Here is a 26,413-nt window from a genome sequence, read left to right on the forward strand (position 1 = left end):
GCGGTCCGGATGGAGGAAGGCGGCCGGCGAAACGCCGTCGTGGTCCTTCTCGGCCTCCCCGGGACCGGTGAGCGTGCCTCGTCATGGACACCTTGCTCGTGACCGGCGCGTTCGACGGCCCGTCGCAACGGGTGCGCGCGGAACCAACGGGTGCGCGCGGAACCGTCGGACCGGGGGCACCGGGTGGACGTCGTTGCGGCCCCGCACGGCCCCGAAGCGGTTCGGGCCGGCCGGGCTGGCCGACGCCTGGCTCGCCCACGACCGGGCCGTCGCCTCGCCCTGCGACGACTCCCTGCTGCGGGTGCGCCCCGACGGCACCGAGCAGGTGCTGCGCCGGTCCCGGGGGTACGTACCCCGTCCGCTGCGCCTGCCGGCGGCGGTGCGGCCCGCGCTCGCGGTGGGCGGCGACCTGAAGAACGCGCTGTGTGCCGGTGAGGGCGACCAGGCGTGGTTCGGACCGCACATCGGCGGCATGGGCGACCTGACCACCCTGGAGGCGGCCCGGCGGGCGGAGTCGCTGATGCGGCGTCTGACCGGCGTCAGCCCCGAACTCGTCGCCGCGGACCGGCACCCGGGGTACCACTCCGCGCGGTGGGCCGCCCGACTGGCGCTGGGCGAACCCGTGCTCGTGCAGCATCACCACGCGCACATCGCCTCGGCGACGGCCGAGCACGGCCTCGACGGGACCGCACCCGTGATCGGCGTCGCCTTCGACTGCACGGGCTACGGCGACGACGGCACCGTCCGGGGCGGTGAGATCCTGCTCGCCGACTACGCGGGCCACCGGCGCTTCGCCCACCTGGCCCCCGCCCCACTGCCCGGCGGGGTCTCGGGGGTGGCCGACCCGTGCCGTCTGGCGCTGGCCCGGCTGTGGGCCGCCGGCCTGCCGTGGGACGCGGACCTGCCCGGCGTGACCGCCTGCGCACCGGACGAGATCAGCCTCCTGGAGCGGCAGTTGACGCGCGGGCCGGCCTGTGTGGCGACCTCCGGCATGGGCCGGCTCTTCGACGCCGTGTCGTCCCTCGCGGGCGTGTGCCACCGCGCGGGATACGGGGCCCGGGCCGCCCTGGAGCCGGAGGCCGCGGCCGCTTCGGCCTGGGGCACCGACACCTCGGCGTACGCCCTCGGCATCACCGCCGAGGTGTGGGACCCGGCACCCGTGCTGCGCGCACTGGTCACCGACCTGCGGCGGGGCACCCCTCCCGCCGTGCTCGCCGCGCGCTTCCACCGCGGCGTCGCACGGGCCGTCGTGGAGGTCTGCCGGCGTGCGCCTCGTGCTTCTCCTGGTCGGTCAGCAGCATCGTGCGCAGCGTGGGGATCTCGTCGATCTCCGCGGCGTCGTGCAGGTCGCCCGGGCTCCCCGGGGCCACCTGGGGGTGGTCGGGCAGGACGATCGGCGAGGAGAGCAGGACGTGTCCGGTGGGGGGCTCGCCGCCGAGGACGGGGAAGGTGAACTCGCTCCGGCACGCGCGTGCGTGTTCGCCCAGGTCCGCCGGCGGGTCGATCAGCGAGACGAACTCCACGCCGTCACCGGCGACGAGGGTGTGGATGGCGATGAGTGCCCGCCGCAGCGGCTCGGTGTCCTCGCCGGCGGCCGCTTCGAGCGGGACGGTGCGCTCACCGCGCAGCAGGTCGTCCAGCGGGACCGCGACCTCGGTTTCGCGCGGCACCGCCTCGTCGAAGGTCAGGTGGACCGTGCCGTCGTCGGTCCGCAGCGATGCGACGGCACGGTGGCCGCCGTCGCGTCCGGCTTCCTCCACCTGCTTGCGCCGCGCGCGCCGTGCCGCCCCGACCGGTCCCTGCGACATCGCGCCTCCTCCCGTCCGTGTGCGCGCCCGCCTTGCACCAAGGTCACCTCTCCCGTCCGTTCTCGCCTCCTCCGGCGCGGCCCAGTGGGCCGTTCAAGAGCCACTCGCGGTGGTCGGGTGGGCCGCGGGCGGGTGCCCGTGCCTCCGCGCTCCGGCGGCATCGCTTCGAGGCGCCGGGCCGGAGCGGCGGCCGCACCACCGTGGCGGGGGGCCCGCGCTCCCGGGCGCCGTCCGCACCCGCCTCCGGGCTGCCCGGGACGGCGGTCCCGGCGGTCTTGCCCGGCGTTCGGGTGCGGTGCGAGACTTCCGGACCGCGTTCGCCTGCGAAGGAGTCGGACTTGTCACCCACGGGAAGACCGTTACGGCCACTGACCGTCCTCTTCGCGCCGGAGAGCGCGTACGGGCCGACGAACAACTGCGTGGGGATCGGGGGTGTGCTGCGCCGCCGGGGACACCGTGTGGTGTTCGCCGCCGAGGCGTCCTGGAAGGGCCGCCTCGCGCCGCTCGGTTTCGAGGAGCAGCTGGTCGATCTGGCCCCGCCGCCCGAGAGGCCCCAGGACGCGGGCCAGTTCTGGAAGGATTTCGTACGCGACACCGCGCCCGAGTTCCGGAAGCCGACCATCGATCAGCTGGGCACCTGGATCAAGCCGGTGTGGGAGGAGCTGATCTCCGGCGCCCGGTACTGCGAGCCGCGGTTGAAGGAGATCGTCGACCGGGTCCGGCCGGACGTGATCGTCGAGGACAACGTCGTGTGCTTCCCGGCGTTGACCACGGCGGGCGTTCCCTTCGTGCGGATCGTCTCGTGCAACCCGCTGGAGATGAAGGGCGAGGGCGTTCCGCCGCCGTTCTCCGGGTACCCGGCCGGGGACCGGAGCGAGTGGGACGGGTTCCGCGCCGCGTACGACCGCACGCACCGGGACCTGTGGAGCGACTTCGACGCCTGGGTGACCGGGCAGGGCGCGCGCCCGCTGCCCGACCTGGAGTTCATCCACGAGGGCGATCTGAACCTGTACGTCTATCCGGAGGCGGCCGACTACACGGACGCCCGTCCGCTGGGCCCCACCTGGCACCGGCTGGACTCCTCGGTCCGCGAGACGCGGGAGGGGTTCACGCTGCCGCCCGGCCTGGCCGGTGACGGCGCGCTGATCTACTTCAGCCTCGGCTCGCTCGGCTCCGCCGACGTGGACCTCATGCGCAGGGTCATCGCCTCGCTCGCCCGCACCCCGCACCGTTACATCGTCTCCAAGGGCCCGCTGCACGAGGAGATCGAGCTGCCGCCGAACATGTGGGGCGAGGAGTTCCTGCCGCAGCCCCGGATCCTCCCGCTCGTCGACCTCGTCATCACGCACGGCGGCAACAACACGACCACCGAGGCCCTCCACTTCGGCAAGCCCATGATCCTGCTGCCGCTGTTCTGGGACCAGCACGACAACGCCCAGCGCATGGCCGAACTGGGGTACGGCGTCCGGCTCGACCCGTACCGCTTCACCGACGCCCAGCTCCACGGCGCGATCGGCCGTCTGCTCGGCGACACGGCCCTGCGGCGCACTCTCACCGGAGTCGGTGAGACGATCCGGGCGCGCGACGGGCTGCACACGGCCGCGGATCTGATCGAGCGGGCCGCCGCGGGCTGATCCCACCGGCCCCGGGGGAACCGGGTCCCGTACCCCGACCGCTCGTCGTGGTCGGGGAGGAGGTGGGCGGTGGCGATCCTGCCGCCCTGGGCGGTGCGCACCTTCGCCGGGCCGGCGGGGTGCTGGTAGGAGCGCGTGCCCTTGACGACGTCCCCGGCCTTGTCCAGCCGGATGCCGGCCGGCGGTCCGGCACCGCGTCCGGGGAGGCCGCGGAGACCAAGCGGCTCCGGACCGGGAACGCCGCACTGCGGCGGGCGAACGGGATCCTGAAGGCGGCGTCGGCTCGTCCTCGACGCCCTCGGCATGGCCCTGTGACGCCGCGACCGCGCTGGGCCTCCCGCCGGACCGGGGTGGTTCCTCATCCGGACGCGGGCAGTCACCACACGTCTTCCGCTTTCAGCGAGAGGCCCCGCCGAGACGTCGTCTCGGCGGGGCCCGTCATGACCGTGTTCAGTTGGTCAGAGACTTTCTTTCCTCAGGTCCTCCCCCAACGCCTCTCACCACGGAGGGCAGGGGACCCCTGAAGCCCACCTGGGTTCGAAGAACTCCTCCCGGAAGATGTCCACCGCCGCCCTGAGCAGGGTGATGTCGATTTCCGGCCGGATGAAGCTCAGCCGCGCCGAGGTGTCGTCCATGCGGAATTCGAGCAGTTTCCCGCCGGGTGCGCCGTCGACCCACTCCACCACTTCCATGGCGTCAAAGTCGTTGTGGTCGCTCAGGACGATGAGTGCGAAGTAGTCGCGTCCCTGTACGGAGAAACGCCTCATAGCCACCCCGCGAACTGCACTTGCCCGCCTCGCATGCTCCACCTTGCTCCACGCCCTGTCACATCGTCCAGGATGTTGAGGTGGATGCCGCCGTAGAAAGCGGAGGCGGGTTCGAACACCCTTCGGGCGTTCGGATTGCCCAAGAGCTCGCCGAGCAGTTCCGCGCCACCCCGGTTCAGGACGGAAAAGTCGTTCAGCCGATTGCCGCCGTGGAGGAAGGGCTCGTACTTGGCCACATGACCGGGGCTGCGCTTGACGGGATCGGTGTGCTTCTGCAGAGCCCGTCCGGCCTCGTGCATGTGGAACTTCGGATTCCATGCCTTGTTCTTCTTGGGCGGGATCGGCCTCAGCGCCGCGGCGCTCAGATCGAGGTCGGTCGCGTCCTTGATGTCGACACCGCAGTTGTGGACCAGGGCCGAAGCCCCGCCCGTCACCACGTAGTACGTGTGGATGTCGGCGACGGTCAGGTTGTAGACCGTGGCCTGCTGGGTCCAGCGTTCGACGGCGCTGACCTGGACGCGGGTGCCGGCGCCCGTCTTCAGCCAGTCGCCGGACTCCAGGTCGGTGGCCCTGACCCACTTGCGCAGTTCCGGCACCCAGAAGGGGTGGCCGTCGGTGGCCGTGGTCTTGGCGGTCTCCTTGCCCTTCTCGCCGTCGGTGTCGACGGTGATCTCGACGAGGTTCTTCGCGCCCTTGCCGATGATGAGGGCCGTGACCTCCTTGACCGCCGTCTTGCCGGTCTCCGGGTCCGTGGCCACCGCCTTGTCGCCGGGCCTGATGTCCTTGATGGGCTTCTTCCGCCCGTCGGCCGTCAGGACCGGGGTCTCGGGCGTGAAGCTGTTCACCCGGCAGGACTCGCCGGCGGACTGGGTGCCGTCGCCGCCGTCGCCGTCGCCGTCGCCGTCGCCGTCGGCCTTCCTGGCGGCTGTCGCTTCGGCTTCGTCGGCTCTCGCCTTCTCCGCGGCCTTGGCGGCGTCAGCCTGTTTCCTCCATTCGGCCGTGTCCTCCGTGTACTTGGCCATGGCCTTGGCGTCCTCGTCGGCCCGCCTGATGATGCCGGTGGCCCAGCGGACCTCGTCCTCCCACTTGCGGTAGGCGCTCCAGGCCTTCTCCAGGGCCTTCAGCAGGCGCTTGGCCTTGCCCGCGAACGGGACCGCCGCCTCCAGGGCGATCATGGCGCAGGTGCCCACGGAGCCGTTGAGGCAGCCGACGATGTCGTTGTAGCCGCTGGCCTCCTTCACCGCCTCCTTGGCCACGTGCATGACCATGTCCGTCTTGGACTGCTTCTTCAGCCACCTGGCCCGCTCCACGTCCTTCTTGCTGACGCTGGGCACCGGCTCGGAGGGGGCCGGAGGCGTGCCGCCGGTGAGTGCGGCGTAGGCCTTCTTGTACAGCTTGACGGCCGCCTTGATGAGGTTGAAGAAGCCCCAGAACTGACCGGAGGGGTCGCTGTACGTGACCGGGCTGTTGGTTGGCGTACGCGTACGGGTTCATCGTCTGCGACTCGGCCACGTCCGTCATCGGGTCGACCGAGATGAACCGTCCGATCGCCGGGTCGTACTCCCGTGCGCCGAGGTGGGTGAGTCCGGTGGACTCGTCCGTCGTGCCGCCGGGCTGGAAGTCCCAGCCGGAGACCTGGTACGCCAGCAGCTCGGGGATGCCGGTCTCCGGCGACGCCGACGGTGACGGCCGGGCCGACGTCCTGGCCATGTACCACTACGCGGTCGGGGCCACCCGGGCGTTCGCCTTCCCCTCCCGGGAGGACGGCACGTTCGAGAACCCGCAGCGCTCCTGGTACGCGGAGCCGGGCACGTGGTGACGCCGAACCGGTGACGCACCCGCGCGACCGGTGATCGACGGCCGCCCGTCGCCCCACACCGGCGCGGCACGGTCCTCTTCTCCGCGGCCCACCCCATGCGCGCACAACGGGGTACCCGGTAGGCGTGCAGTCCCCTCAGCGGGGCGCTGGGAGACGGAGCGGAGAGGGGATACGTCCCGTGACCGAGCCGGTGAAGGCGGGCAGGACGCTGACCGGTCTGATGATGCCCGGCCACCTGGTGACGCTGGAGGAGCTGCCGCGGATGGCGGCCGGCCACGGCGAGGCGATGGGCCTTGGCGACGTGGCGTTCTTCCTGGCCGACCCGCAGGGCACGGTGCTGCGCCAGCTCACCGGGCGGGGACTCGACGCCGGTGCCGACGGTGCGGAGCCGGCCGTCGATGCGACCGTGGCGGGGCCGGCGTTCCAGCGGGTGGATCTGGTCGCCGGACCGGATGCGTCGTCCGGGCGGGCGGGCCGCCGGTGGTGGGTGCCGGTCACCGACGGGGTGGAACGCCTCGGGGTGCTGCGGGCGGACACCGATCACGACGACGAGGCGACCCGCGACGCGCTGCGCGCGCTGGCGTCGGTGGTGGCGTTGCTGTTGCTGGGCAAGAGGGCCTTCAGCGACTTCTGCGCCCGCCTGGTCCGGGCCGCGCCGATGAGCGTGGCCGCCGAGACGCAGCGGCGGCTCATCCCGCCGTCGGCCTTCGCCGGCCACCGCACCACCGTCGCCGCGGGGTCGGAACCCGCCTACGCCGGCGACGGCGGCACTCCCCTGGTCGCCGAGGACGAGCAGGCCCGGGACGCGGTGCCGCTCGTCCGCCGGGCCGGAGGGCCGGGGGCGAGATCCGTGGCCGGAGGGCTTCCCGTCCCAGGACGCACGGCGTTCCTCCGGACGTCACCGGCTCCGTGGTGACCGTGGGGCATGCGAGGCGGGGAACGGGGTAATCGGGCGGCGACCTCGCCCCGGATCCGTGGCGGTGTGGAAGGAGAACCCCTGATGTTGATGGCCCACCCCGCAGTGCTGCGGGATCTGATCGAGCAGTACGAGGCCCTGGTGGCTCTGGACGCCTCCGAGGCGGACAGCGCGCGGGTGCGGCAGCGGATGGAGGACGTCGCCTACACCCTGTGCGTCTCCACCGGCACCCGCGACATCGACGCGGCCCTGATCGCGGCCCGTCACCGGTTGCCCGGCGCCCGGCCCCAGGACGACTCCCTCCTGAGCGGCAGCTGACCCTTCCCGGGCCGCACCCGCACTCGTGCCTGTGCCTGTGCACCGAACAGAACGGACGAAGACGTGAACACCACCGGAAGAGCGGCCGCGCCGATCTACGACCGCCTGATAGCCGAACGCGGCGACGTCGTCGCGGTGGCCGCGCTCACCGCGGAGGAGACCCGCCGCGAGGTCGCCGCGGTCCTGGACTTCGGCTTCTCGAGCACGGGCGGTGAGACGGACGAAGACGAGTAGGGCGGGCTGCCCCGGGACAGGCTGAGCACTGCCCGCGGCGGCGGACGCGCGGCCCGGCACCAGGCGTGTCGACGCGGGCAGGCGACGGGCGGTGGCCGCAGTCGCGAGCTGCCGCACCGTCTCGTCCCCCGTGCCTGGTCCGGGTCGCGCGGGAGCCGTCCGCCGGCTCCTCGTCGTCACCGTGTCGGCCGGTGGCCGAGTGCCTCGACGATCCCGGTCACATCGGCGTACGTGCCGTCCTCCGGAAGGCCCCGTGCCGCCTCCAGCACCGGGTCCGGTGCGTGGTGCGCCTCCAGGGCGTCCAGCACCGACCGCCGGTCGGCGGGGAAGGCCGTACGGTCCAGGTGGCGTGCCAGTTCGAGGCGCAGGGAGTCCGCCTCCGCCTCGGCGCGCGCCCGGTCGCGTTCCTCGCCGGGCGGGGGCACCGGTCCGCCCGGGTCCACCCGGATGTCGTCGTCCGCCGGCGGCTCCGGGTCGCTCGCTTCCTCCACGTGGGCCGGCCGACCGGAACGCAGGTGTCCTTCCAGCTCGTGCTTCATCTCGTCGTCGGTACGCGGACTGATCGGGTTGCTGCCTCGTTCGGCCATGTCCCGACACCTCCCTTTCTCGCTTGCGTCGCTGTCACGCCGGAGTCGTGTCGTAGGTCCAGCGCAGAAGGGCGCCCAGGCCGCCTGCCGGAATGTCCGCGGCGTCCGTGCCGTCCTCGTCCGCCGCGGGTAGGACCAGTACGTCGGCGGCGGTGACGGCGGCTGCGCGCAGCAGCGCGTCGTCCGCGCGCACCGTCGTCGGATCGCTCTCCCCCAGCGTCCGGGCGTCGCTCCGGCGCGCCGCGACCTGGTCGGGCCGGGCGCCGACCCACGTCTCACGGTCCAGCTCCGGTCCGTCGGGCCGGACGAGCAGCGTGTCGATGCGGTGTTCCCGGGCCGCTTCCACCAGCGCCGGGATGCCCTCCACCGCCTCCGTGGGCCGGTCGGTGCCCACGCGGCCGGCGCGGAAGCGGTCGAGCGCCTCCTCGACACGGTGACGCGTGTGCCGCTGCCGGGCCTGCTCGACGGCCTCCTCCAGCGCGGGAGAGGCGGACCCTGCGGCGCGACCGCCGTGTTCGGTCTCCGTCGTGACCCGGCGAACCGCCTCGGGGAGCTTCTCGCGCACGGCCGGCCGCTCGCGGGGGTCACCGGCCAGGACGACCAGGTCGGCACCGGATTCCTCGTAGGCCGCACCCAGCGCTTCGGCGATCTCGCCGGCGTTGTGCTCCCAGGTGTTCTCGACCTTGAGCTGGAAGTGCCGCTCGGACCAGTCGGCCGAAGCCGTGCGGTGCACGGGGTGCCGCTCCCCCTCGACCTGCCCTGCGGACCGCGGTCCGACCGCCCCGCGCAGCTCGAAGTCGGCACCCGTCCGGTCGATGTACGCCACGAGGCGGACCGGATCCCGGCCCGCCAGTTCCAGCAGCGGTGTCAGCCGGGGCAGCGGGGCCCAGCAGGCGATCTGCCGCTGCGGTGGGCGGGAGAGCCGGTGGCTGAGCACCACCTCGCCCCCGGCCGCGAAGACCACTCGGCCCGCCGGGTCCTCCGCCGGTCCGATCCGCAGGAGGGCGTCACGCACCGCTTCCGTGGTCGTGGCGTCGGCACCCTCCTCCTCGAGCGTCCGGCACGCTTCGCGCACGGACAGCTCACGCCGCTGGGCACCCGACTCGTCGTTCTGGGCGGGATCGAAGTACACGGTGGCCCACGGGCCCGGGCGGTCGAAGAGCGGTTGCAGGAAAGACAGCTGCACCTTTCCTCCTTCGGTCCGTCGTCGGGCCGGGTGCCCGGAGCACGGCGAGGGACACGCGGCGAACCCGGCACGCGGGTCCCGCCCCGCGCGGTCCGACCACGGCCGGATCGCCGGCGGTGCCCTCAGGAGCCGTCCGGGCTATTCGTTCCCGAACACGGCCTTCTGGACGTCGTTCGGGCCGTCGAACTCGTCCGTGGGGGCATCGGCGAGCTTCTCGACGAGGGTGTCGTCCGCGCCGTTGTCCCTGGCCAGCGTGACCAGGTCGTCGCGGCTGGCAGGGTACTCGGCGCCCTTGAGCGCCTTCTGCAGGTCGATCGGGCTGATGCTCGCCATGGCGGTCTCCTCGCTGTCCTGGTGGTCCTGCCGGTCGGCCCGTCGTACCGGGCCGACCGGCAGGTACATCGTGTCCACAGTGGAGGGGGCGGCGCATGTCGGCCCCTCCGTCCCGGCGCCCCGGCGAAGGGGGCGGCACCGCCCGCGGCACGGGCCGGCCCCGGTTCCGTGGAAGCCCCGGTCCAGCCACTCACGCCGGCATCCGGGTCGCCGCGGGAGCGAGGAGGGCCCCGTGAGCGGACACCCCTGGCGCAGAACCCCGGTGACCGGCGGAGCGGGCTCCGTCGGCTCCCCTCTCGTCGCACGTCCTCGGTCAACCGTCGTCAGTCCCGCGCCACCGCACGGAGCGTCTTGGCCGAAGGGCCGGCCGCGCCCGGGGATCAGGCCCCCGTGCTCGACACCGCTGCGTGCCGGACAGCGGCCTGCGGGGCGCGGACGACGAGGCCGCGCGGCGGGTGCGGTGGCTGGGGTTCCCGCCCGCGTCCGAGAAGCGGATCGCGGTCATGGAGGAGCGCCTCGGCCGGCGGATGCCCCCGTCGTACCGGAAGTTCCCCGAGTCTGCTCCTCGTGGAGTTCTGCGGCCAGTTCGGTGAGGCGGACGCCGGGGCTCGTGGTGGCGCGGGCGGCCAGGACGCCGATGGCGAGGGGCAGACCCGCGCAGTGGTCCAACAGAGCGGTGACGCCCTCGGGTTCGGCGGCCACGCGATCGGTGCCGAGGTACCGGGTGAGGAGGTGGCGGGCCTCGGTGTCGGTGAGCGTGTCCAGGATGAGGGGACGAGCGCCGTGGGCGACGGCCAAGCCGGCGAGCCGCCTGCGGCTGGTGACGATGACGGTGCACGTGGGGCTGCCCGGCAGCAGCGGAGCGACCTGAGCGGTGTCGCGCGCGTTGTCCAGGACGATCAGCAACCGCTTGCCGGCGGTCAGGCCGCGGTACAGCGCGGCCTGCGCGTCCGGATCCGCGGGGACGGTCGCCGGATCGGCGCCGAGAGCGTCCAGGAAGCCGCGCACCGCGGTCCGCGGCTGCACCGGTTCCCCAAGGGGGGTGGAGCCGCGCAGGTCGACGTACAACTGCCCGTCGGGAAAGCGCTCCAGGTTCTCGTGGGCCCAGTGCAGGGCGAGCCAGGTCTTGCCGATGCCTCCCACGCCACCGATCGCGAGGATCACCACGGAATGTGCCTGCCCGGTCGAGGGGCCGAACGGGCTGTCCAGGAGGCCGAGTTCACGGGTCCGACCGGTGAACAGCAAAGGCGGCGCGGGTAACTGGCGCGGTACGGGGGTGGGCGACGGTGCGGACCGGGTCGCCGGCCGGGCCGCGGGGGTGGCGAGGACCGGGGCGGCGGTGAGGACCTGCTGGTGGAGTTGTCGCAGAGCCGGTCCGGGGTCGATGCCCGGTTCGTCCGCCAGTCGCCTCCGGACGGCCTGATAGAGGTCGAGCGCTTCGGCGGTCCGTCCGCTGCGGTACAGAGCGGTCATGAGCTGACCGGCGACCCGTTCGTCCAGCGGGTGCTGCTGTGCCCGGGCGGACAGCTCGGGCAGGAGCCGGGCGTGGTCGCCACGGCGCAGGCGGATGTCGGCCAAGTCCAGTTCGGCCGCGAGGCGCTCCTGGTGCGCAACGGCGCGCAGCGCGTTGAACCAGGGCGTGTCCGCAGCGGCGAAGGCCTCCCCCCGCCAGAGCCCGAGCGCCCGCTCCAGCAGGTCCGCTGCCCGCTCGTCCCTGTGTGCGGCACCGGCTCGGACGACGAGGCGGCGGAAGTGGTGCAGGTCCACCGCTGACGGGTCGACGGTGAGCAGGTAACCACCGGCCTGTCGGGCGATGCGCACGTCCCGGGAAGCGGGTGCCAGGGCGCGACGCAATCGGGAGATGCAGCTGTAGAGGGTACCGAGGGCTCGTTGCGGCGGGCGGCCCGCCCACACGCGGTCGATCAGCTGTTTCGCCGGCACCGGACGATTGGCTCCGATCAGCAGGGCGGCCAGCACGTGTCGCTGGCGGGGGTGGCCCAGGTCCTCGACGAGCAGGCCGTCGATGCGTGCCTCGGTGGTGCCGAGTAAGCCGAACTTCACCGTCATCCACTGTCCCCCGTGGATCGCTGCGAGCTTCGATACTCGAACGCCGACTTGCGGATGGAAGGTTCCCTGAAGGTCGGTGCAAGGTCTGTTCCGCACAGTGGTGCTGCGGTTGTCCCCCAGCGCCGGACCGGCGGCCCGTCGCGGGATCCGGTCGAGGAGGCACCGCCGACGCCGATTCGGCACCGTCCCGGTCCGGTGCCGAAGGAAGGGGGGCAACGGTGCAGGGACAGTACTGCGGCACGGCAGGACGCACGGAAGCCGTACCCGCCGGAATCCCGGACGTCCGACCGGGAACGCTGCCGCGCGCCGGGGGTGCCCGACGCCCGGGCCTTCGCCACCAGGACCGGGCTCGCCCGGAGCCTCCCCGCCCGGGCGCACACCTCGCTCCCGCCCGTCGCGGGGCCGACGGCGGACGCCCTCCGCTGGATGAGGAGGACACCTCGATCTCCTGCGGTCGGGCCAGGGCCCGCGTCCACGACCACATGGCAGCGCGACCGCCACGATGCGTCCCCCACCGCGCCCGTCCGGCCTGGAGCCGTCGGTCCGGGGCCGAGAGGCCGGAACCCACTTCGCGGGCCCGAGGGCAACACCTGCGCGGTTCTCGTCCTCCGCCTCGCCCATGACGGTACCGATCGGCCGCCGGGCTCCGTCACCACCGGTGGCGACGTCAGCACCCGCTTCGGAAACACCACACCACCGTGACTCCGGCTCCCTTGTCCCCACGCACGAGAAGTTGAGAGGTGTTCGCCATGGCCCTGCCCACGCTGATCCGGTACCGGATACTCGGACCCGTCCAGATGCGGTCCGCCGACGGCACATGGCACGACGTGCCGCAGGACAAGTGGCGAACGCTGCTCGCGGTGCTGCTGGTCCGGGCGAATCGCGTCGTGCCGTACGAGGAGCTGTACCGGCAGCTGTGGCCGGAGGCGCCGCCGGAGAGCCGGCGCAAGCTCGTCCAGCAGTACGTGCACCGGCTGCGCCGGATTCTGGGCGATCCCGGCGGCGAGACCCTGCGTACCCGGGCCGCCGGGTACGAGATGCGCGTGCCCGCCGATGAGCTGGACGCCGAGCAGTTCGACGGGCACTGCTCGGCCGGCCGGCTGGCTCTCGCGACGGGGACGCCCGCCGAGGCCATGGAGCACCTGGGGCGGGCGGTGGCACTGTGGCGGGGGGCCGCGATGTCCGACGTCGTGGATACCCGCGCGATCGCCGCCGAGCGCGTCAGGTTGGACGAGCGGCGGCTCGTCGCCACCGAGATGTGGTTGCGCGCGGGGCTGGCCAGCGGTCAGCACGACGTCCTGATCCCCGAGCTGGAATCACTGGTCACCGCGCATCCGCTGCGGGAGTATTTCCGGGAGTTGCTGATGACCGCGCTCTACGAAACCGGTCGGCGGGCCGATGCGCTCAGCGTCTCCCGGAACCTGCGCCGTGTGCTGAGGGAGGAACTCGGCCTCGACCCCGGTGCGGCCGTCCAGCGGTTGGAGCGGACCATTCTGCTCGGGGAGGACGTCAGCCTGCCCCTCCTGCGCCCGTCGGCGCGCTCCTGCTCCTGACTCCCGCCGTCAGCGCGTCTCCAGCAGCAGCACGTTCGGGACGCGGTCCGGCATCGCTGCGCGGAGCAGGCCGTAGCCGATTCCGGACAGTCCCATCAGCAGGCCAGGTGTGCTGACACGGTCCGGCACCCCGGGCCGGAGAACCCCCGAGAGCACGTGCTCGGCCACCGCCCGCGCGCACCGGCGTCCCAGCACGGCGCCGTCCCCCGTGCCGTGCTCGGCGAACCCGCCGAGCACCGAGTCGGCCGTCAGCAGGGCCTCCACCAGGCCGAGGTCTCCGTGGCAGATCGAGTCGTTGCCGATGCCCGCGTACCGGCCGTCCACGATCAGGTCGGCACGGACGCGGTCGGTCGCGATGCGCAGGTCCTCGCGCATCAGGTCCCGCCACGGTGACAGTACGGGCAGTCGCAACATCGCCGCACGCGCCAGGCCGATCCCGGCCGCACCGTGGCACCAGGCGTTCATGAAGGCACCGGGACCACTGATCGCCCGCAGGTCGGGCCAGTTTCCACGCTCCGGCGAGAAGTGGTGCCGCTCGTAGCTCAGGGCCCGCCCGCACAGCTCGGCGAACCGGTCCTCGCCCGTGGCCTCCGCCACCAGGGCCAGCGAGTAGGCGATGCCGCTGGCGCCGTGCGAGAACCCGAGCAACGCGGGCGCGTCCTCGAACGCCGGGCGCCACGCGCTTCCGCCGGGCACGTGGACCGCCCGGTCCGCGAGTGTCGCGCCGGCCGCCTCGAGGGCGTCATGGGTCCGGTCGTCGGGGTGGGCGCGGTGCAGGGCGTGGATCGCCAGCGCCGCCCCGGCGGTGCCGCTGATCACGTCGAACACCCTGTCCTCGGCGAACCTCGCGCGGCAGAGCGAGGCGGCGTCCCGGGCCGACTCGACCATCGCGGGTTCCCCGATCACCGTGGCCAACCGGGTCAACGCGTAGACCAGACCGCCGAGTTCGCCGTACCCGCCGATCGACAGCCCGGCGACCGGGTGTGCGCCGACGCGGAGGTGACGGGTCACCTCGACGAGCTGTTCGGCGAGCCGCTCGGCCGGGCGCCGGAACCGCGCCTCACCGGTGACCGCCGCGAGCTGCGCCAGGAACAGGGCGATCCCGGGAACTCCGCTGTAGAGGTCGAGTCCTGCGTGTCCGACCTTCCAGAAACGATCTCCGATGAAGTTCACCGAGAGCCAGGACGGTGCCTCGCCGTCGGAGGACAGGGCGGCTTCGAGCAGCAGGTCGGCGACCGAACGCGCGGCAGCGATCGCGAGGTCCTGGTCGATCTCCTTGTCGGGAAGCGGCCTCGGGTCGTCGCTGCCGGACTCGCGCGTGGTGACCCTGCCCGTGCCGACCGTGAGCCCGGACATCGACGCGCGGATGCACCAGACCTGGCGTCGCAGGTCCGCCGAGGACATCGCGGTGATCCGCGACCGCACCGCCTCGAGCCCGGCGGTTTCCAGGAAGTCGCGCGCCACGACGCCGTACCCGTCGTAGAGGTCGGTCGAGGCGGGGGTGGTGTGGAAGGACGGGATGTCCTGATCGGCCAACTGACGCTGCTCGGTGGCGAGCAGTGCGTCCCGGTCCGGCACGTCGGCGAACCCGGTGGAGAGCATCTCGAAGAAGATCTCGCGGTCCAGGGAGTCGCGCAGCAGGTCCGGATGCCACGATTCCATCTGGAGGCGGGCGTACGTCAGGGTGGGACGCGGAATGAACCGCACCTCCACGTCGCCGAACCCGGCGACAGGGCCCCCGGCACCGAGAAGGTCGTCACGGTTCGCCTCGATGATCCGGTAGCAGTCGGTGAACCCCGCGGTGAGGGAGTCGAGGTGAGCGAGCGGGTCGACGGGACGGCCGGCCAGCCGTACGCGGTTCTGCGTCTCCTTCATCTCGCGTCGGTCGCGCACCACCCGCGCCTCGTCGGTGCCGCTCGCGACGACCGTGGGCACGCGGCCGGGCGAGAGCTGGCCGCCGCTGCCGGCGAGGCCGCTTATCTCCGCGTCGTAGATGCCCTTCTCGTCGACGGTGATCATCCGTTCGGGCAACAGGCCGATGCGCAGGACCGATTCCCGTACGATGCGCGGCGCTTCGCCCAGCATGAGCGGTGCCCGCTGGTCGGCCACGTCGTCCGTGAGCCGGGGCGGGGCCTGGAAGATGGCCTCCAGGTCGACGAGGACGGGGTGCTCCCCGGCCGCTATGACGTTCTCCAGGTGCATGTCCGAGCCGCAGAGGGCGTGGAAGAGCGCGAGGTGGGCGCCCTGACGCCAGAAGAACCGTCCCACTTCGTCCTCGTCGCCGCACGACGAGGTGGCGACGTGCTCCACCCAGCCGTACTCGTCCCGGTCCAGTACGCGCAGCGGCCGGAGCCGGTGGTGCAGGCCACGGGCGTTGAGCCAGTCGAGCAGTCGATTGAAGTGGACCTCCACGCGGAGGCTGCGTGGCTTGTAGACGAGCTTCTTGCCGTCCTTGAACGTGAGGACGGCGACGGACCGGCCGCCGCGGTGGGTGTCCCCGGCTCCGAGGCCGACCTCGTCCAGATCGGCCGGACCCTGCCAGCGCCCGCCGAAGGTCTCCCGGATCTCGGGCAGATCGTTCAGAAGGCGCTCGACGAACTCGGCCCGGACGTTCACCGTGGTGCGCAGGCAGAGGACCAGTTCCCGGGCGAGCACCGGGTACTCGGCGAGGATCTCGAGCGCTGTCGCCGGTTCGCGGATCTGCTCGACGAACGACGTCATCCGCTCGCCGGGCGTCGTCCCGGTCAGACGGCCCTCCAGACGGGCGAGGTTCACTTCCAGGACCAGGACGGAGGCGATCATCTGGAGGAGTCGATCGAGGGGGAGCCGCAGCAGGGGGTGGGAGGGCGGCAGGCGCCCCTCGTGTCCACGGTGCCCGGGCAACTCCTCGATGCGGTTGCGCAGTTCGTCCTGGGCCCACGCGAGCAGCGGCGCGATGAGGTTCAGGAACCCCAGGTTGCCCGGTTCGGCGTGGGGTTCGTGGTCGCCGACATCGCCCCGTGGTTCGTCACCGTGCGTGTGGCCGGCCGACGGGGCGCCGATGCCGAGGTCTTCGAGCCGTACACCCCGGAACCGCTGCCACGCGTCGAAGATCGTGTCCAGCCAGGCCGGCCGACCGGGAACCCGGGACGCCAGCGACTCGGGCGGCTCGCCCAGCAGCTCCACGATCTGCTCCTCGGTCAGCCCGAGGCGTTCCCAGCGGTCGAGCCGGATGTCCGTACCACGCACGATATGGCCGCCACGCCATGCCTCACGTCGCCGCCGGCCGTGGTCCCGCTGCTCCTCGGTGAGGGCGGGTGTGCCTCCGGTCCGTTGCGAGCGGGGCAGACCGCGCCACCAGGTCGGTGTGTCGAGGGTCGTGTCGAGGGTCGTGTCGATCATGTTCTCCGCCTTCAGTGTCTGCACCGGGTCCGGGGCCGGGCGCGGGGCGGGGTGGGCGTCGCCCGGGCGACGCCCACCCCGGTTGTCCGACTGGCGATCAGCTGGTCACTGGTCAGCAGCCCCAGCAGGTGACACAGGTCCAGTGGCAGGTGAGGCAGGTGTGGAAGGTGAAGGGCCGGTGGTCCCCGCCGAGGATTTCGGCGAGGTCGGTGTCGTCGCCGATGGCGCCGACCGTGCCGACCGGGTGGGTCGGCAACGCCGCGAGGTCGGCGTCGTCGAGGGTGGCCCGGAAAACCGGGTCCTTCCAGGCCCTGGCGACAGTGCTCATGTCTGCTCTCCGATCAGTGCTCGATGAGGGAACGATCGCGCGGCGAGAGGCCGCGATGACGAACCGGCAGCGGGACCCGAACCCATGACCAGGCGGGCGAACGGAGACCGCCTGCTGCCGACGGGACCACATTCGGCAGTCGCCACCCGGCCGGTCAACAGGGGAAGAAGCTCCGCCACCCGCAGCGAACCGACGCCGAACCGAGCGGAGACCACCAGGTCAACGCCGGCCAACCACCGGAGGGCACTCTGGGCGTGCGGGATCCCGTCCCGCCGTGCGACGGGACTCGAACCGTCGGCCACGGACCTTGTGGTCAGTCGTGCAGCCAATGAGGAGGCGGAGTGCCGCGCGTCCCAGTGATCGTGCAGATGAGCAACACCGAGTGCGGACCGAGTTGTCTCGCCATGGTGCTCGGCGGCCTCGGCCGCGCGACGAAGGTGGGGGAGCTGCGTGCGCGCTTCGCGGCGGGGCGCGACGGCACGAGCGCCCGCCGCATCATCGAGGTGGCCCGGGACTACGGGCTGGCCGGGCGGGGACTGCGCGTGAACGCGGCAGGGCTCGCCGAGATCCGCCTGCCCGCCATCGCCCACTGGGGCCAGAACCATTTCACCGTGCTGGAGAAGGTCGGGTCGCGCCGGATCCGGTTGGTGGATCCAGGGCGTGGCCGGCGGTCGCTGACCCACGAGGAGTTCTTCGCGGAGTTCTCGGGCAGTGTCCTCGAGTTCACCCCGGGCGACACGATGCAGCGCCGGCGCCGTCGGCTTCGCGACCATCTGGCACTGCGGTTCCTGCGCGACCTGGTGGGACTCGCCCCGTACTTCATGCTGCTCGCGGTCGTGCTCTCGGGCCTGGTGCAGGTGCTCGGTCTCGCCTCGGCCTGGGCGACCAAGTACGGCGTGGACACCCTGGTCGGGCAGGGAGCGGACACACTGCCACTGTTCGCGGTGGGCATCGGCGCGTACGTCGTGGCCCAGACGCTTGCCTCCCTGGCCCGGGGGATGGCACTGCTGGTGCTGCAACGACGTCTTGACGGCAGCCTGGGCGAGCGCTTCATGACCCATCTGCTGGGGTTGCCGTACGCCTACTTCCAGACCCGCGGCGTGGGCGATCTGATGAGCCGGCTGAGTAGCAACATGGTCGTGCGCGACATGCTGACCTCGCGGCTCGCCTCGTTGCTGCTGGACAGCCTCTTCGTCGTCGTCTACTCGGCGCTGCTGGTGGCGATGAGCCCCGCGCACGCGGCCGTGGTCGCGGTGGTGGCCGGCGCCCAGGTCGGCATCGTGCTGCTCACCGTCCGGCCGGTGCACGAACGTGCCCAGCGTGAGCTGGCCGCCGACGCCAAGGCGCAGAGCGGCGCGATCGACGCGCTGGCCGGTGCGGAGTTCCTGAAGAGTTCCGGCCTGTCCCACCCGGCGTTGCGGCGCTGGGTGCAACAGTTCGCCGAATCGGTGCGAGCGGGGTTCCACCGGCGGCAGCTGGACCTCGTCAACGAGTCGGCGATGGGCGTGTTCCAGGTCGCCGCGCCGCTCGTACTGCTGATCCTCGGGATCGTCCAGGTGACCGCGGGGCGGATGTCCCTGGGCACCATGCTCGGCCTCAACGTCTTCGCGGCTCTGTTGCTCGCGCCCGTCGGCCAGGTCATGGGGGCGTTGCGCTACCTGCAGACGATCGGCTCGCACCTGGAACGCATCTACGACGTACTGGACGAGGAACCCGAACCGACCCGTCCGCAGGCGCCGGGGCCGGTGGAACTGCGTGGCGGGATCGAGTTGCGCGGGGTCGGCTTCCGGTACGACCCCGGCGCCCCCCATGTGCTCGAGAACATCGACTTCCGCGTGACTCCCGGCTCTAAACTGGCCATCGTCGGCTCCACCGGTTCCGGCAAGACGACGCTGTCGCGGCTTCTCACCGGACTGCTGCGACCGACCGCGGGAACGGTCCTGGTGGACGGCCGTCCGCTGGACGACTACGACCCCGAGGCGCTGCGCCGACGCTTCGGCGTGGTCACCCAGTTCCCGTACACCTTCGGCGGGTCGATCCGGGAGAACCTGACGCTCGGCCGCCCCGACGCCGGTGACGACGAGCTGCGCGAGGCGCTGGGCAAGGCGCGCTTCCTGGAAGACCTGGATCGCATGCCGATGGGTCTCGACACCGGCGTGGGCGAGGGCGGCGGAGCGCTCTCCGGTGGCCAGCGTCAGCGTCTGGCGATCGCGCGGGCCCTTCTCGCCGACCCCGATGTGCTGCTGCTGGACGAGGCGACCAGCCACCTGGACACCCTGACGGAGGCGGCGATCGCCGCAGAGCTGTCGGCCACCGGCTGCACGCGGATCGTGATCGCGCACCGGATCAGCACGGTGAGCGACGCCGACCAGATCCTGGTCCTCGACCACGGTGTGATCACCGAGCGCGGCGACCACCAGGAGCTGATGGCGTCGGGCGGACGATACGCCGCGTTGGTGCACCAGCAATCGGCACGGCTCACGGGGCGCGCCACATGACTCGAGGCGGACGGCTTCGAGGGATGGCTTCTTGACGTCCTCGGTGCCGTCGTGGACGGCGTCGACGGCGGCTTGGCGGATGAGGCCGGCGGGGCTTCCGGTGCGGCCGGCGGTGCGTCGGTGGAGGCGGGCAGCGTGGCGGGGAGGGTGCCGGATCTGTGGTCGGTGAGCCCTGACCGCACTTTCCGGACAGCGCTCGTCCCGGCCTCTCCCGGGCCCCTGAACCACCCCTCCCCGAGCCAGCATGGTGGCCGCGCGCATACCCAGCCCCCGAACTATGGGGCCCCGCCACATGTGCGCCTGACCTGCGTGTTTCTACGGTGTGCCGACACGTACCCGTCCCCACCGCACACGAGGAAGTGGCGCACATGGCCTCCCCAGCAACCGCTCCCCCGCCCCCCGGCAACCTCAAGCGCATCGTCGCCGCCTCCCTCATCGGCACCACCATCGAGTGGTACGACTTCTTCCTCTACGGCTCCGCCGCCGCGCTCGTCTTCAACGAGTTGTTCTTCCCGGACTCCGACCCGCTCGTCGGCACGCTGCTGTCGTTCCTGACGTACGCCGTCGGGTTCGCCGCGCGGCCGCTGGGTGCGCTGGTCTTCGGGCACTACGGGGACCGGCTCGGGCGCAAGAAGCTGCTGGTGCTGAGCCTGCTGCTGATGGGCGGGGCCACCTTCGCGATCGGGCTGCTGCCCACGCACGCCACCATCGGCAGTGCCGCGCCCGTGCTGCTCACCGTGCTGCGGCTCGTCCAGGGGTTCGCACTGGGCGGCGAGTGGGGCGGTGCCGTGCTGCTGGTGTCCGAGCACGGGGACGCGCGACGACGCGGGTTCTGGGCCTCGTGGCCGCAGACGGGTGCGCCGGCGGGGCAGTTGCTGGCCACCGGAGTGCTGGCCCTGCTGACCGCCGTCCTGTCGGACTCGGCGTTCGGCTCCTGGGGCTGGCGGATCCCGTTCCTGCTGTCCGGCGTGCTGGTGATCGTCGGTCTGTGGATTCGTCTCTCCGTCGATGAATCGCCCGTGTTCAAGCAGGCGCTGGCCCATGCCGAGGCCCGCAAGGCGGACGCCGCCGCCGAACGGATGCCGGTCGTGGCCGTCCTGCGGCACCACTGGCGCGACGTGCTGGTCGCGATGGGCGCGCGCATGGCGGAGAACATCAGCTACTACGTGATCACCGCGTTCATCCTCGTGTACGCCACCACCTCGGCCGGCGTCTCGAAGCAGACCGCGCTCAACTCGGTGCTCGTCGCCTCGGCCCTCCACTTCGCCGTCATCCCGGCCTGGGGCGCGCTGTCGGACCGGATCGGCCGCCGTCCCGTGTATCTGATCGGCGCGGTCGGTGTGGGGCTGTGGATGTTCCCGTTCTTCGCACTGATCGACACCGGTGACTTCGCGAGCCTGCTCCTCGCGGTGACCGTGGGCCTGGTGCTGCACGGGGCCATGTACGCGCCGCAGGCCGCCTTCTTCTCCGAGATGTTCGCGACCCGGATGCGCTACTCCGGTGCTTCCATCGGCGCCCAGTTCGCCTCCGTCGCGGCGGGTGCGCCGGCCCCGCTCATCGCCACCGCGCTGCTCTCGGACTACGACAGCTCCACGCCGATCGCGCTGTACGTCATCGCGGCGAGCCTGCTGACGGTCGTCGCCGTGGCGGCGGCCAAGGAGACCCGGCACCGGGACCTGGCCGAGGTCGCCCCGTCCGGTGACGCGGGGGAGCCGGCCGGGATCCGGCCCGCGCGGGACGCGCACACCGTCTGATGTCCTGACCCCGTGGGCCACCGGCCCCCGTGCGCCTCGCGCGTACGGGGGTCAGTGCGGTGCGGACGGCGGCGTCTTCGCCGACAGCCGGTGCAGGCGCAGGGCGAGCTGGATCTCCAGCGCCCGGGCGGGGCTCTGCCAGTCCTCGCCGAGGAGGCGGCCGACGCGTTCCAGGCGCTGGGCGACGGTGTTCACGTGGACGTGCAGGTCGTCCTTGGTGCGGGCGGGGCTCATGCCGCTGGCGAAGTACGCGTCGAGGGTGCGCACCAGCTCGGTGCCGCGTCGTTCGTCGTACGCCACGACCTGGCCGATGGTGCGGTCGACGAAGCCCGCGATGTCCCGTTCACCGGCCAGCAGCAGTCCCAGGAAGCCGAGGTCCTCGGCGGCGGCGCCGTCGCCGCAGCGGCCCAGCCGCCGCAGGGCGTCGAGGCAGCGCCGGGCCTCCGCGTAGGCCGCCGCCACGGTGTCGGGGCGGGCGGTGAGGCGCCCGACCGGGGCGGACGCGCCGACGGTGACCGGCTCGTGGACGGCCGTGCCCAGGTGCCGGGCGGTGCGGCGGGCCAGGTCGGTGGCGGTGTCCCCGGGGGCGAGGGGCAGCAGCAGGACGGTGCCGCCGTCGCGGGCGGCGGCGAGGCCCTGCCGGGTGGCCGCGAGGTGCGAGGCCGCGGCCCACAGGCGTCTGCGGGCGTCCGCCTCCTGGTCCGCGTCGGCGGTGCCGCCCTCCAGCCGGGCCGCGAGCACCACGTGGGTGGCGTCGAGGTCGGCGTGCAGCCGGGCCGCGCGCTCGTGCAGCAGGCGCGGGTCGCGGTCGCGGGCATCGAGCAGGTCGTCGAGCAGCTCGCCGCGGACGCGCTGCTCGGCCTCGGCGGCGGAGCGCCGGGCGAGCAGCAGCAGCGAGGTGACCATGGCCGCGCGCTCCAGCGTGCGCTGGTCGACGGGGTCGAGGCCGGGGTGCCCGCGCAGGACGAGGGCGCCGAGGAGTTCGTCCCCGGCGGTCACGGCGGCGACCCAGTCGTCCCGGTGCCGCACCGCGTGTCCTTCCGCCCGCGAGGACTCGAGGGCCTGGGCGGGCGCCGCCGCGGCCTCGGTGAACTCGACCGTGCCGTCCAGGACCTGGGAGACGGCGGCGGCCACGTCGTGCACCCCGCCACCGCGCAGGACCAGCTCGGCCAGCCGGTCGTGGACGTCCGAGGCGCGTTCGATGGCCCCGCTGCGGTCCTGGATGATCTCGTTGGCGCGTTCCAGGTCGGCGAGTGCCGAGCGGGTCTCGGCGAGCAGGTTGGCGGTGTCGATGGCGGCCGCGGCGAGGGCGGCGAAGGAACCGAGCAGGGCGATCTGCTCCCGTTCGAAGACCCGGGCCCGCCGGTCGGCGGCGAACAGGACGCCGATGACGTGGTGCCCGAGCATCAGGGGCACCCCGAGGATGGCCACGAGCCCCTCGTCCCGCACGCCGGTGTCGATGGTGTGGGTGTGCCGGAAGCGGTCGTCGCGGAAGTAGTCGTCGGTGACGTAGGGGCGGGCGGTCTGGGCCACCAGGCCGCCGAGCCCCTCCCCCATGCCGAGGCGCAGCTGCTGGAAGCGGGCGGCGACCGAGCCCTCGGTGACCCGCATGTAGGTGTCGCCCCTGACCGGGTCGTTCAGGCTGAGGTAGGCGACGTCGGTGCCGAGCAGCGAGCGGGCGCGCTGCACGATCGCCTGGAGCACGGCGTCCAGGTCGCGCAGCCCGGCGAGGTCGTGGGCGGTCTCGAAGAGCGCGGACAGCTCGGCCTCCCTGCGGCGCCGGCCCTCCAGTTCCGAGCGGACGCGCAGGGCGAGCAGCTTGGCCTGTTCGAGCGCGGTGACGCGCTCGTCGGCCGTCCCCTCGGCACGGGCGAGCAGCACCGGCTGCTCGTAGGCCTCGGCGGGCGCGCCCCGGGCGAGCAGTTCCAGGAACGGCGTCTCGGCGCTGCCGGACGCGGAGCGGGTGCCGGGGCGTGCCCGGTCCGGCGTGACGGCGCCGGGGGCGGCGCGCTCGGCGGACTGCACGTGATCGCGGGACATGCTCACAGGATTCCTCATCCCACGGCCGCTCCGTCAGGCCTGTGGACAACTCGGCCGGGGCGTCGGCGGACGCCTCAGTGGGCGGTCCAGCCTCCGTCCAGGACCAGGGACGTGCCGGTCACGAAGGACGCCCGCGGGCCGCACAGGTAGGCCACCGCCTCGGCGACCTCCTCCGGTTCGATGAGCCGTTTGACGGCGCTGTCCTGCAGCAGCACCTCGGACAGGACGCGTTCCTCGGGGATGCCGTGCGCACGGGCCTGGTCGGCGATCTGCCGCTCGACCAGCGGGGTGCGCACATAACCGGGGTTCACGCAGTTCGAGGTGACGCCGTGGGGGGCGCCCTCGAGGGCCGTGGTCTTGGACAGGCCCTCCAGGCCGTGTTTGGCGGCCACGTAGGCGGACTTGTAGGCCGAGGCGCGCAGACCGTGGACCGAGGACACGTTGACGACACGGCCCCACCCCTGGCCGTACATGTGGGGCAGGGCTCCGCGGATGAGCCGGAACGGTGCCTCCAGCATCACGGTGAGCACCGTGTGGAAGACGTCGGGCGGGAACTCCTCGATCGGGCGGACGAGCTGCAGTCCGGCGTTGTTGACCAGCACGTCCGTGCCGGCGGCGGCGAGCTCGGCGGCGTCCAGGTCGGTGAGGTCGAGGACGTGCGGCTCGACGGTGCCCCCGAGGCCGCGGGCCCCCTCGGCGAGCGCCTCCAGGCCTTCGGCGTCCCGGTCGACGGCTCTCACCTTGGCCCCGGCGGCCGCGAGCCGCAGCGCGCAGGCACGGCCGATGCCGCCGGCGGCGCCGGTGACGAGGGCGGTGCGGCCACCGAGGTCGAGCGGGGGGACGTGGGGGGCCGGGAGGGCACGGGACGCGGTCATGTCTCGACCCTAGGCAGCACCCGCCCCTCACCCCATGTGGTCACGCCCTACAGTTCAGCCGGTTCCAGTGGGGTCGAACCATGTGGGTGCGTCCGCCATGGCCTGCTTGATCCGGAAGCGGCCGAACTCGTCCAGCTCCGGCAGCGCGTCCACGGCGAACCAGCCGACGTCCAGCGACTCGTCGTCGTTGACCCGTGCCGTCCCGCCGACGGCCCGGCAACGGAAGGTGATGTCCATGTACTGGCAGACGTCGCCGTTGCCGTACGTCACCGGCTCCAGCGCCTGGACCAGCACGACCCGCTCGGCGACGCAGCGCACCGCGGTCTCCTCCTCGACCTCCCGCACCGCGCAGGCCGCGGGCTGCTCCCCCGGGTCGGGGATGCCGCCGATCACCGACCACCTGCGGGTGTCGGACCGGCGGTTCAGCAGCACTCTGTCCTCCTCGTCGAAGACGATCGCGGTGACTCCGGGGAGCCACAGCAGCTGGTGACCGGCGGAGGCGCGCAGGGTACGGATGAAGTCGGGAGTAGCCATGCCCCCGACCCTAACCGGCCGGTCAGGGCCCTCCCCGGCGTTTCGGGGATGTACGGCGGGCGTACTACCGCACGTCACCGGCGCGTCGCCCGCGCACACCGGCGGCGACGGCCCAGCCGAGTCCGCCCGCGGCGACGAGCACCAGGGCGACCTCCGGGAGGACGCCGAGGCGGGTGGCGGGGGTCTGCGAGGAGCGCAGCGGCACCTCCTGCACCAGGGAGTCGGCGACGAACATGCCGGTCCGCTGCGTGACCCGTCCGTCCGGCATGATGACCGCGCTGACGCCGCTGGTCACCGGAACGGTGACGGCACGGCTGTGCTCGACGGCGCGGACGCGGGACATGGCGAGCTGCTGGTAGGTCATCTCGCTGCGGCCGAAGGTGGCGTTGTTGCTGGGCACGGAGATCAGCTGGGCGCCGGCGGTGACCGTGTCGCGCACGGCCCAGTCGAAGGCGGCCTCGTAGCAGGTGACCAGGCCGACCCCGGCGCCGCCCATGCGGAAGACGCCCGGTTCGTCGCCCCGGCTGAAGTCCTGGCGGACCATCGACGTCCAGTCCTCGTTGATCGCCCCGACGAGCGAGCGCAGCGGGAGGTACTCGCCGAACGGCTGGATCTGCCGCTTGTCGTAGGTGTCGACGGGGCCCTTCACCGGATCCCAGAGGATCTGCTCGTTGAGCAGCTCGCCGTCCCTGGCGACCACGCCGCCGACCGAGACGGGCGCGCCGATGGCCCTGGCCGCCTTGTCGATGACGGCGCGCGCGTCGGGGTTGACGAAGGGGTCGATGTCGGAGGAGTTCTCCGGCCACAGCACGATGTCCGGCTGCTCGGCCTCGCCGGCCGCCACCTCGGCGGCCAGGCGCTCGGTCTCGCGCGCGTGGTAGTCGAGGACGGCGCGCCGCTGGGAGTTGAAGTCGAGCCCCAGGCGGGGCACGTTGCCCTGGATGACGGCGACGGTCACGGTGCCGGTCTCGGCCTTGTCGCCGACCAGTGCCCGGGCCGCGAGGGCCGCGACCACCGGGACGGCGACGCTCAGCACGCCGACGACCGCCGCGGCCCGGCGCAGGGTACCGGTGCGGCGCGCCCGCACGGCGAGCCGCACGATCTCGTACAGGCCGAAGCCGCACAGCACGACGGCGAAACCGAGCACCGGGGTGCCGCCGAGCGCGGCGAGCGGCAGGAAGACACCGTCCGCCTGGCCGAACGCGATCTTGCCCCAGGGGAAGCCGCTGAACGGCACGCGCGCGCGTGCCGCCTCGCCGGCGATCCACAGGGCCGCCGCCCACACCGGCCATCCGGGCAGTTTCGACACCACGGTGACACCCGCGCCGACCAGCGCGACGAAGATCGCCTCGATCGCCACCAGGGCGATCCACGGACCGGGGCCGACCTCCACACCGGTCCACACCAGCAGGGGCAGCAGGAAGCCGAGGCCGAAGAGGTAGCCGAGACCGAGTCCCGCCTTCCAGCCGCGTCCGCGCAGCGCCCAGGCGAAGACGGCGAAGGCGGGCAGGGCCAGCCACCACAGGGTGCGCGGCGGGAAGCTGACGTAGAGGAGCAGGCCGGAGAGGGCGGCCGCGGCGGCCGGGAGGAGGCGGACGAGCCGCCCGCCCCGCGCCGTGGGCGCGGTCTGCGGCGGCATCGGGTCCGACGCGCCGACGGAGGTTGCGGTGACGGTCACTCCGGGAGTCTACGGGGAGTGCCGTCGCGGCCGACAGCACGGCCGCCCGGGGTCCGCGCGGCCGGACGGCGCGGTCGGGGCGACGGGCGGCGCGGTTCGCGCC

20 protein-coding genes and 3 pseudogenes are annotated in these 26,413 nt (G+C 72.8%); 9 read left to right on the forward strand and 14 right to left on the reverse strand.

The features are described from left to right. Positions 1–229: 229 nt before the first annotated feature. Positions 230–1,282, forward strand: a pseudogene (locus FHS37_RS18545) (Kae1-like domain-containing protein); the annotation flags it as partial. On the opposite strand, the pseudogene FHS37_RS39655 reads toward FHS37_RS18545, so the two are convergent. After that, positions 1,263–1,772 (reverse strand): annotated as a pseudogene (locus FHS37_RS39655) (hypothetical protein); the annotation flags it as partial. The pseudogenes FHS37_RS18545 and FHS37_RS39655 overlap by 20 nt on opposite strands. Positions 1,773–2,146: 374 nt before the next feature. Here FHS37_RS39655 and FHS37_RS18550 point away from each other — a divergent pair. Beyond that, positions 2,147–3,442, forward strand: coding sequence for a glycosyltransferase (locus tag FHS37_RS18550; RefSeq protein ID WP_229889746.1), 1,296 nt, complete (start codon positions 2,147–2,149; stop codon positions 3,440–3,442). A 497-nt stretch (positions 3,443–3,939) separates the two neighbouring features. On the opposite strand, the gene FHS37_RS18555 is transcribed toward FHS37_RS18550, so the two are convergent. From FHS37_RS18555 to FHS37_RS41315, 3 genes and pseudogenes are all read right to left on the reverse strand, one after another. Continuing rightward, entirely contained in the window at positions 3,940–4,215 is a 276-nt protein-coding gene (locus FHS37_RS18555) for a hypothetical protein (protein ID WP_184822574.1), read from the reverse strand. Then, positions 4,206–5,543, reverse strand: coding sequence for a polymorphic toxin-type HINT domain-containing protein (locus FHS37_RS38865; RefSeq protein WP_229889745.1), 1,338 nt, complete (start codon positions 5,541–5,543; stop codon positions 4,206–4,208). The genes FHS37_RS18555 and FHS37_RS38865 overlap by 10 nt, the downstream gene beginning before the upstream one ends. A gap of 102 nt (positions 5,544–5,645) precedes the next feature. Beyond that, positions 5,646–5,820 (reverse strand): annotated as a pseudogene (locus FHS37_RS41315) (RHS repeat-associated core domain-containing protein); the annotation flags it as partial. On the opposite strand from FHS37_RS41315, the gene FHS37_RS40810 reads away from it, so the two are divergent. The 4 genes from FHS37_RS40810 (at position 5,798) to FHS37_RS18575 (ending at position 7,496) form a co-directional block, all read left to right on the forward strand. Then, the gene (locus FHS37_RS40810; RefSeq protein ID WP_221500071.1) at positions 5,798–6,028 is read left to right on the forward strand and encodes a hypothetical protein; all 231 of its coding nucleotides are present in this window, start codon (positions 5,798–5,800) and stop codon (positions 6,026–6,028) included. The pseudogene FHS37_RS41315 and the gene FHS37_RS40810 overlap by 23 nt on opposite strands. A 178-nt stretch (positions 6,029–6,206) precedes the next feature. Further along, positions 6,207–6,944, forward strand: coding sequence for a hypothetical protein (locus FHS37_RS18565; RefSeq protein WP_184822578.1), 738 nt, complete (start codon positions 6,207–6,209; stop codon positions 6,942–6,944). 84 nt (positions 6,945–7,028) lie between these two features. Next, a complete protein-coding gene (locus FHS37_RS18570; RefSeq protein WP_184822580.1) occupies positions 7,029–7,262 on the forward strand; it encodes a DUF5133 domain-containing protein in 234 nt (77 codons plus the stop codon). Positions 7,263–7,325: 63 nt separating this feature from the next. Next, positions 7,326–7,496, forward strand: a complete 171-nt coding sequence (locus FHS37_RS18575) for a hypothetical protein (RefSeq protein ID WP_184822582.1) — start codon at positions 7,326–7,328, stop codon at positions 7,494–7,496. A 176-nt stretch (positions 7,497–7,672) separates the two neighbouring features. Here FHS37_RS18575 and FHS37_RS18580 read toward each other — a convergent pair whose 3' ends face one another. The 4 genes from FHS37_RS18580 to FHS37_RS18595 form a co-directional block, all read right to left on the reverse strand. After that, the gene (locus FHS37_RS18580; RefSeq protein WP_184822584.1) at positions 7,673–8,083 is read right to left on the reverse strand and encodes a DUF2795 domain-containing protein; all 411 of its coding nucleotides are present in this window, start codon (positions 8,081–8,083) and stop codon (positions 7,673–7,675) included. A 34-nt stretch (positions 8,084–8,117) separates the two neighbouring features. Continuing rightward, positions 8,118–9,269 (reverse strand): baeRF2 domain-containing protein, encoded by a 1,152-nt coding sequence (locus FHS37_RS18585; RefSeq protein ID WP_184822586.1) that lies wholly within the window; start codon positions 9,267–9,269, stop codon positions 8,118–8,120. A 138-nt stretch (positions 9,270–9,407) separates the two neighbouring features. Further along, a complete protein-coding gene (locus FHS37_RS18590; protein ID WP_184823237.1) occupies positions 9,408–9,602 on the reverse strand; it encodes a DUF2795 domain-containing protein in 195 nt (64 codons plus the stop codon). Positions 9,603–10,103: 501 nt separating this feature from the next. Then, complete coding sequence (locus FHS37_RS18595; protein WP_311136969.1) at positions 10,104–12,488, reverse strand: BTAD domain-containing putative transcriptional regulator; 2,385 nt, start codon at positions 12,486–12,488, stop codon at positions 10,104–10,106. Here FHS37_RS18595 and FHS37_RS18600 point away from each other — a divergent pair. After that, complete coding sequence (locus tag FHS37_RS18600; RefSeq protein ID WP_184822589.1) at positions 12,419–13,222, forward strand: AfsR/SARP family transcriptional regulator; 804 nt, start codon at positions 12,419–12,421, stop codon at positions 13,220–13,222. The two genes, FHS37_RS18595 and FHS37_RS18600, sit on opposite strands and share 70 nt — an antisense overlap. 9 nt (positions 13,223–13,231) lie before the next feature. Here the strand turns inward: FHS37_RS18600 and FHS37_RS18605 are convergent, their stop codons facing one another. Both FHS37_RS18605 and FHS37_RS18610 read right to left on the reverse strand, forming a co-directional pair. Next, positions 13,232–16,603, reverse strand: coding sequence for a type 2 lanthipeptide synthetase LanM family protein (locus tag FHS37_RS18605; RefSeq protein ID WP_184822591.1), 3,372 nt, complete (start codon positions 16,601–16,603; stop codon positions 13,232–13,234). Positions 16,604–16,715: 112 nt separating this feature from the next. Next, on the reverse strand, positions 16,716–16,931 hold the full coding sequence (locus FHS37_RS18610) for a mersacidin/lichenicidin family type 2 lantibiotic (RefSeq protein WP_184822593.1): 216 nt from the start codon (positions 16,929–16,931) through the stop codon (positions 16,716–16,718). A 341-nt stretch (positions 16,932–17,272) separates the two neighbouring features. On the opposite strand from FHS37_RS18610, the gene FHS37_RS40815 reads away from it, so the two are divergent. Then, positions 17,273–19,429, forward strand: a complete 2,157-nt coding sequence (locus FHS37_RS40815; RefSeq protein WP_184822595.1) for a peptidase domain-containing ABC transporter — start codon at positions 17,273–17,275, stop codon at positions 19,427–19,429. Positions 19,430–19,797: 368 nt separating this feature from the next. After that, positions 19,798–21,183, forward strand: a complete 1,386-nt coding sequence (locus tag FHS37_RS18620; RefSeq protein WP_184822597.1) for an MFS transporter — start codon at positions 19,798–19,800, stop codon at positions 21,181–21,183. 51 nt (positions 21,184–21,234) lie between these two features. Here FHS37_RS18620 and FHS37_RS18625 read toward each other — a convergent pair whose 3' ends face one another. From FHS37_RS18625 to lnt, 4 genes are all read right to left on the reverse strand, one after another. Continuing rightward, positions 21,235–23,223 carry a helix-turn-helix domain-containing protein gene (locus FHS37_RS18625; RefSeq protein WP_184822599.1) on the reverse strand — a complete coding sequence of 663 codons (1,989 nt, stop codon included), beginning with the start codon at positions 23,221–23,223 and terminating at the stop codon, positions 21,235–21,237. A gap of 74 nt (positions 23,224–23,297) precedes the next feature. After that, the gene (locus tag FHS37_RS18630) at positions 23,298–24,098 is read right to left on the reverse strand and encodes a 3-hydroxybutyrate dehydrogenase (protein WP_184822601.1); all 801 of its coding nucleotides are present in this window, start codon (positions 24,096–24,098) and stop codon (positions 23,298–23,300) included. 54 nt (positions 24,099–24,152) lie between these two features. Then, positions 24,153–24,632 carry an NUDIX hydrolase gene (locus tag FHS37_RS18635; protein WP_184822603.1) on the reverse strand — a complete coding sequence of 160 codons (480 nt, stop codon included), beginning with the start codon at positions 24,630–24,632 and terminating at the stop codon, positions 24,153–24,155. Positions 24,633–24,696: 64 nt separating this feature from the next. Continuing rightward, positions 24,697–26,310 (reverse strand): apolipoprotein N-acyltransferase, encoded by a 1,614-nt coding sequence (gene lnt, locus FHS37_RS18640; protein ID WP_184822606.1) that lies wholly within the window; start codon positions 26,308–26,310, stop codon positions 24,697–24,699. Between the last annotated feature and the right edge of the window lie 103 nt (positions 26,311–26,413).

Origin of the sequence: Streptomyces griseomycini (genome assembly GCF_014203535.1) — a bacterium.
Classification (GTDB): domain Bacteria; phylum Actinomycetota; class Actinomycetes; order Streptomycetales; family Streptomycetaceae; genus Streptomyces; species Streptomyces griseomycini.

Coding starts and splice junctions, on each gene's coding strand:
- FHS37_RS18580 (WP_184822584.1), bottom strand. CDS start 8,083: ATGGCCGAACGAGGCAGCAACCCGATCAGTCCGCGTACCGACGACGAG.
- FHS37_RS18635 (WP_184822603.1), bottom strand. CDS start 24,632: ATGGCTACTCCCGACTTCATCCGTACCCTGCGCGCCTCCGCCGGTCAC.
- FHS37_RS18600 (WP_184822589.1), top strand. CDS start 12,419: ATGGCCCTGCCCACGCTGATCCGGTACCGGATACTCGGACCCGTCCAG.
- FHS37_RS18625 (WP_184822599.1), bottom strand. CDS start 23,223: ATGTCCCGCGATCACGTGCAGTCCGCCGAGCGCGCCGCCCCCGGCGCC.
- FHS37_RS18605 (WP_184822591.1), bottom strand. CDS start 16,603: ATGATCGACACGACCCTCGACACGACCCTCGACACACCGACCTGGTGG.
- FHS37_RS18630 (WP_184822601.1), bottom strand. CDS start 24,098: ATGACCGCGTCCCGTGCCCTCCCGGCCCCCCACGTCCCCCCGCTCGAC.
- FHS37_RS18570 (WP_184822580.1), top strand. CDS start 7,029: ATGTTGATGGCCCACCCCGCAGTGCTGCGGGATCTGATCGAGCAGTAC.
- FHS37_RS18620 (WP_184822597.1), top strand. CDS start 19,798: ATGGCCTCCCCAGCAACCGCTCCCCCGCCCCCCGGCAACCTCAAGCGC.
- FHS37_RS18595 (WP_311136969.1), bottom strand. CDS start 12,488: ATGTGCCGTCGGCGGACCGCATCTGGACGGGTCCGAGTATCCGGTACC.
- FHS37_RS18610 (WP_184822593.1), bottom strand. CDS start 16,931: ATGAGCACTGTCGCCAGGGCCTGGAAGGACCCGGTTTTCCGGGCCACC.
- FHS37_RS18590 (WP_184823237.1), bottom strand. CDS start 9,602: ATGGCGAGCATCAGCCCGATCGACCTGCAGAAGGCGCTCAAGGGCGCC.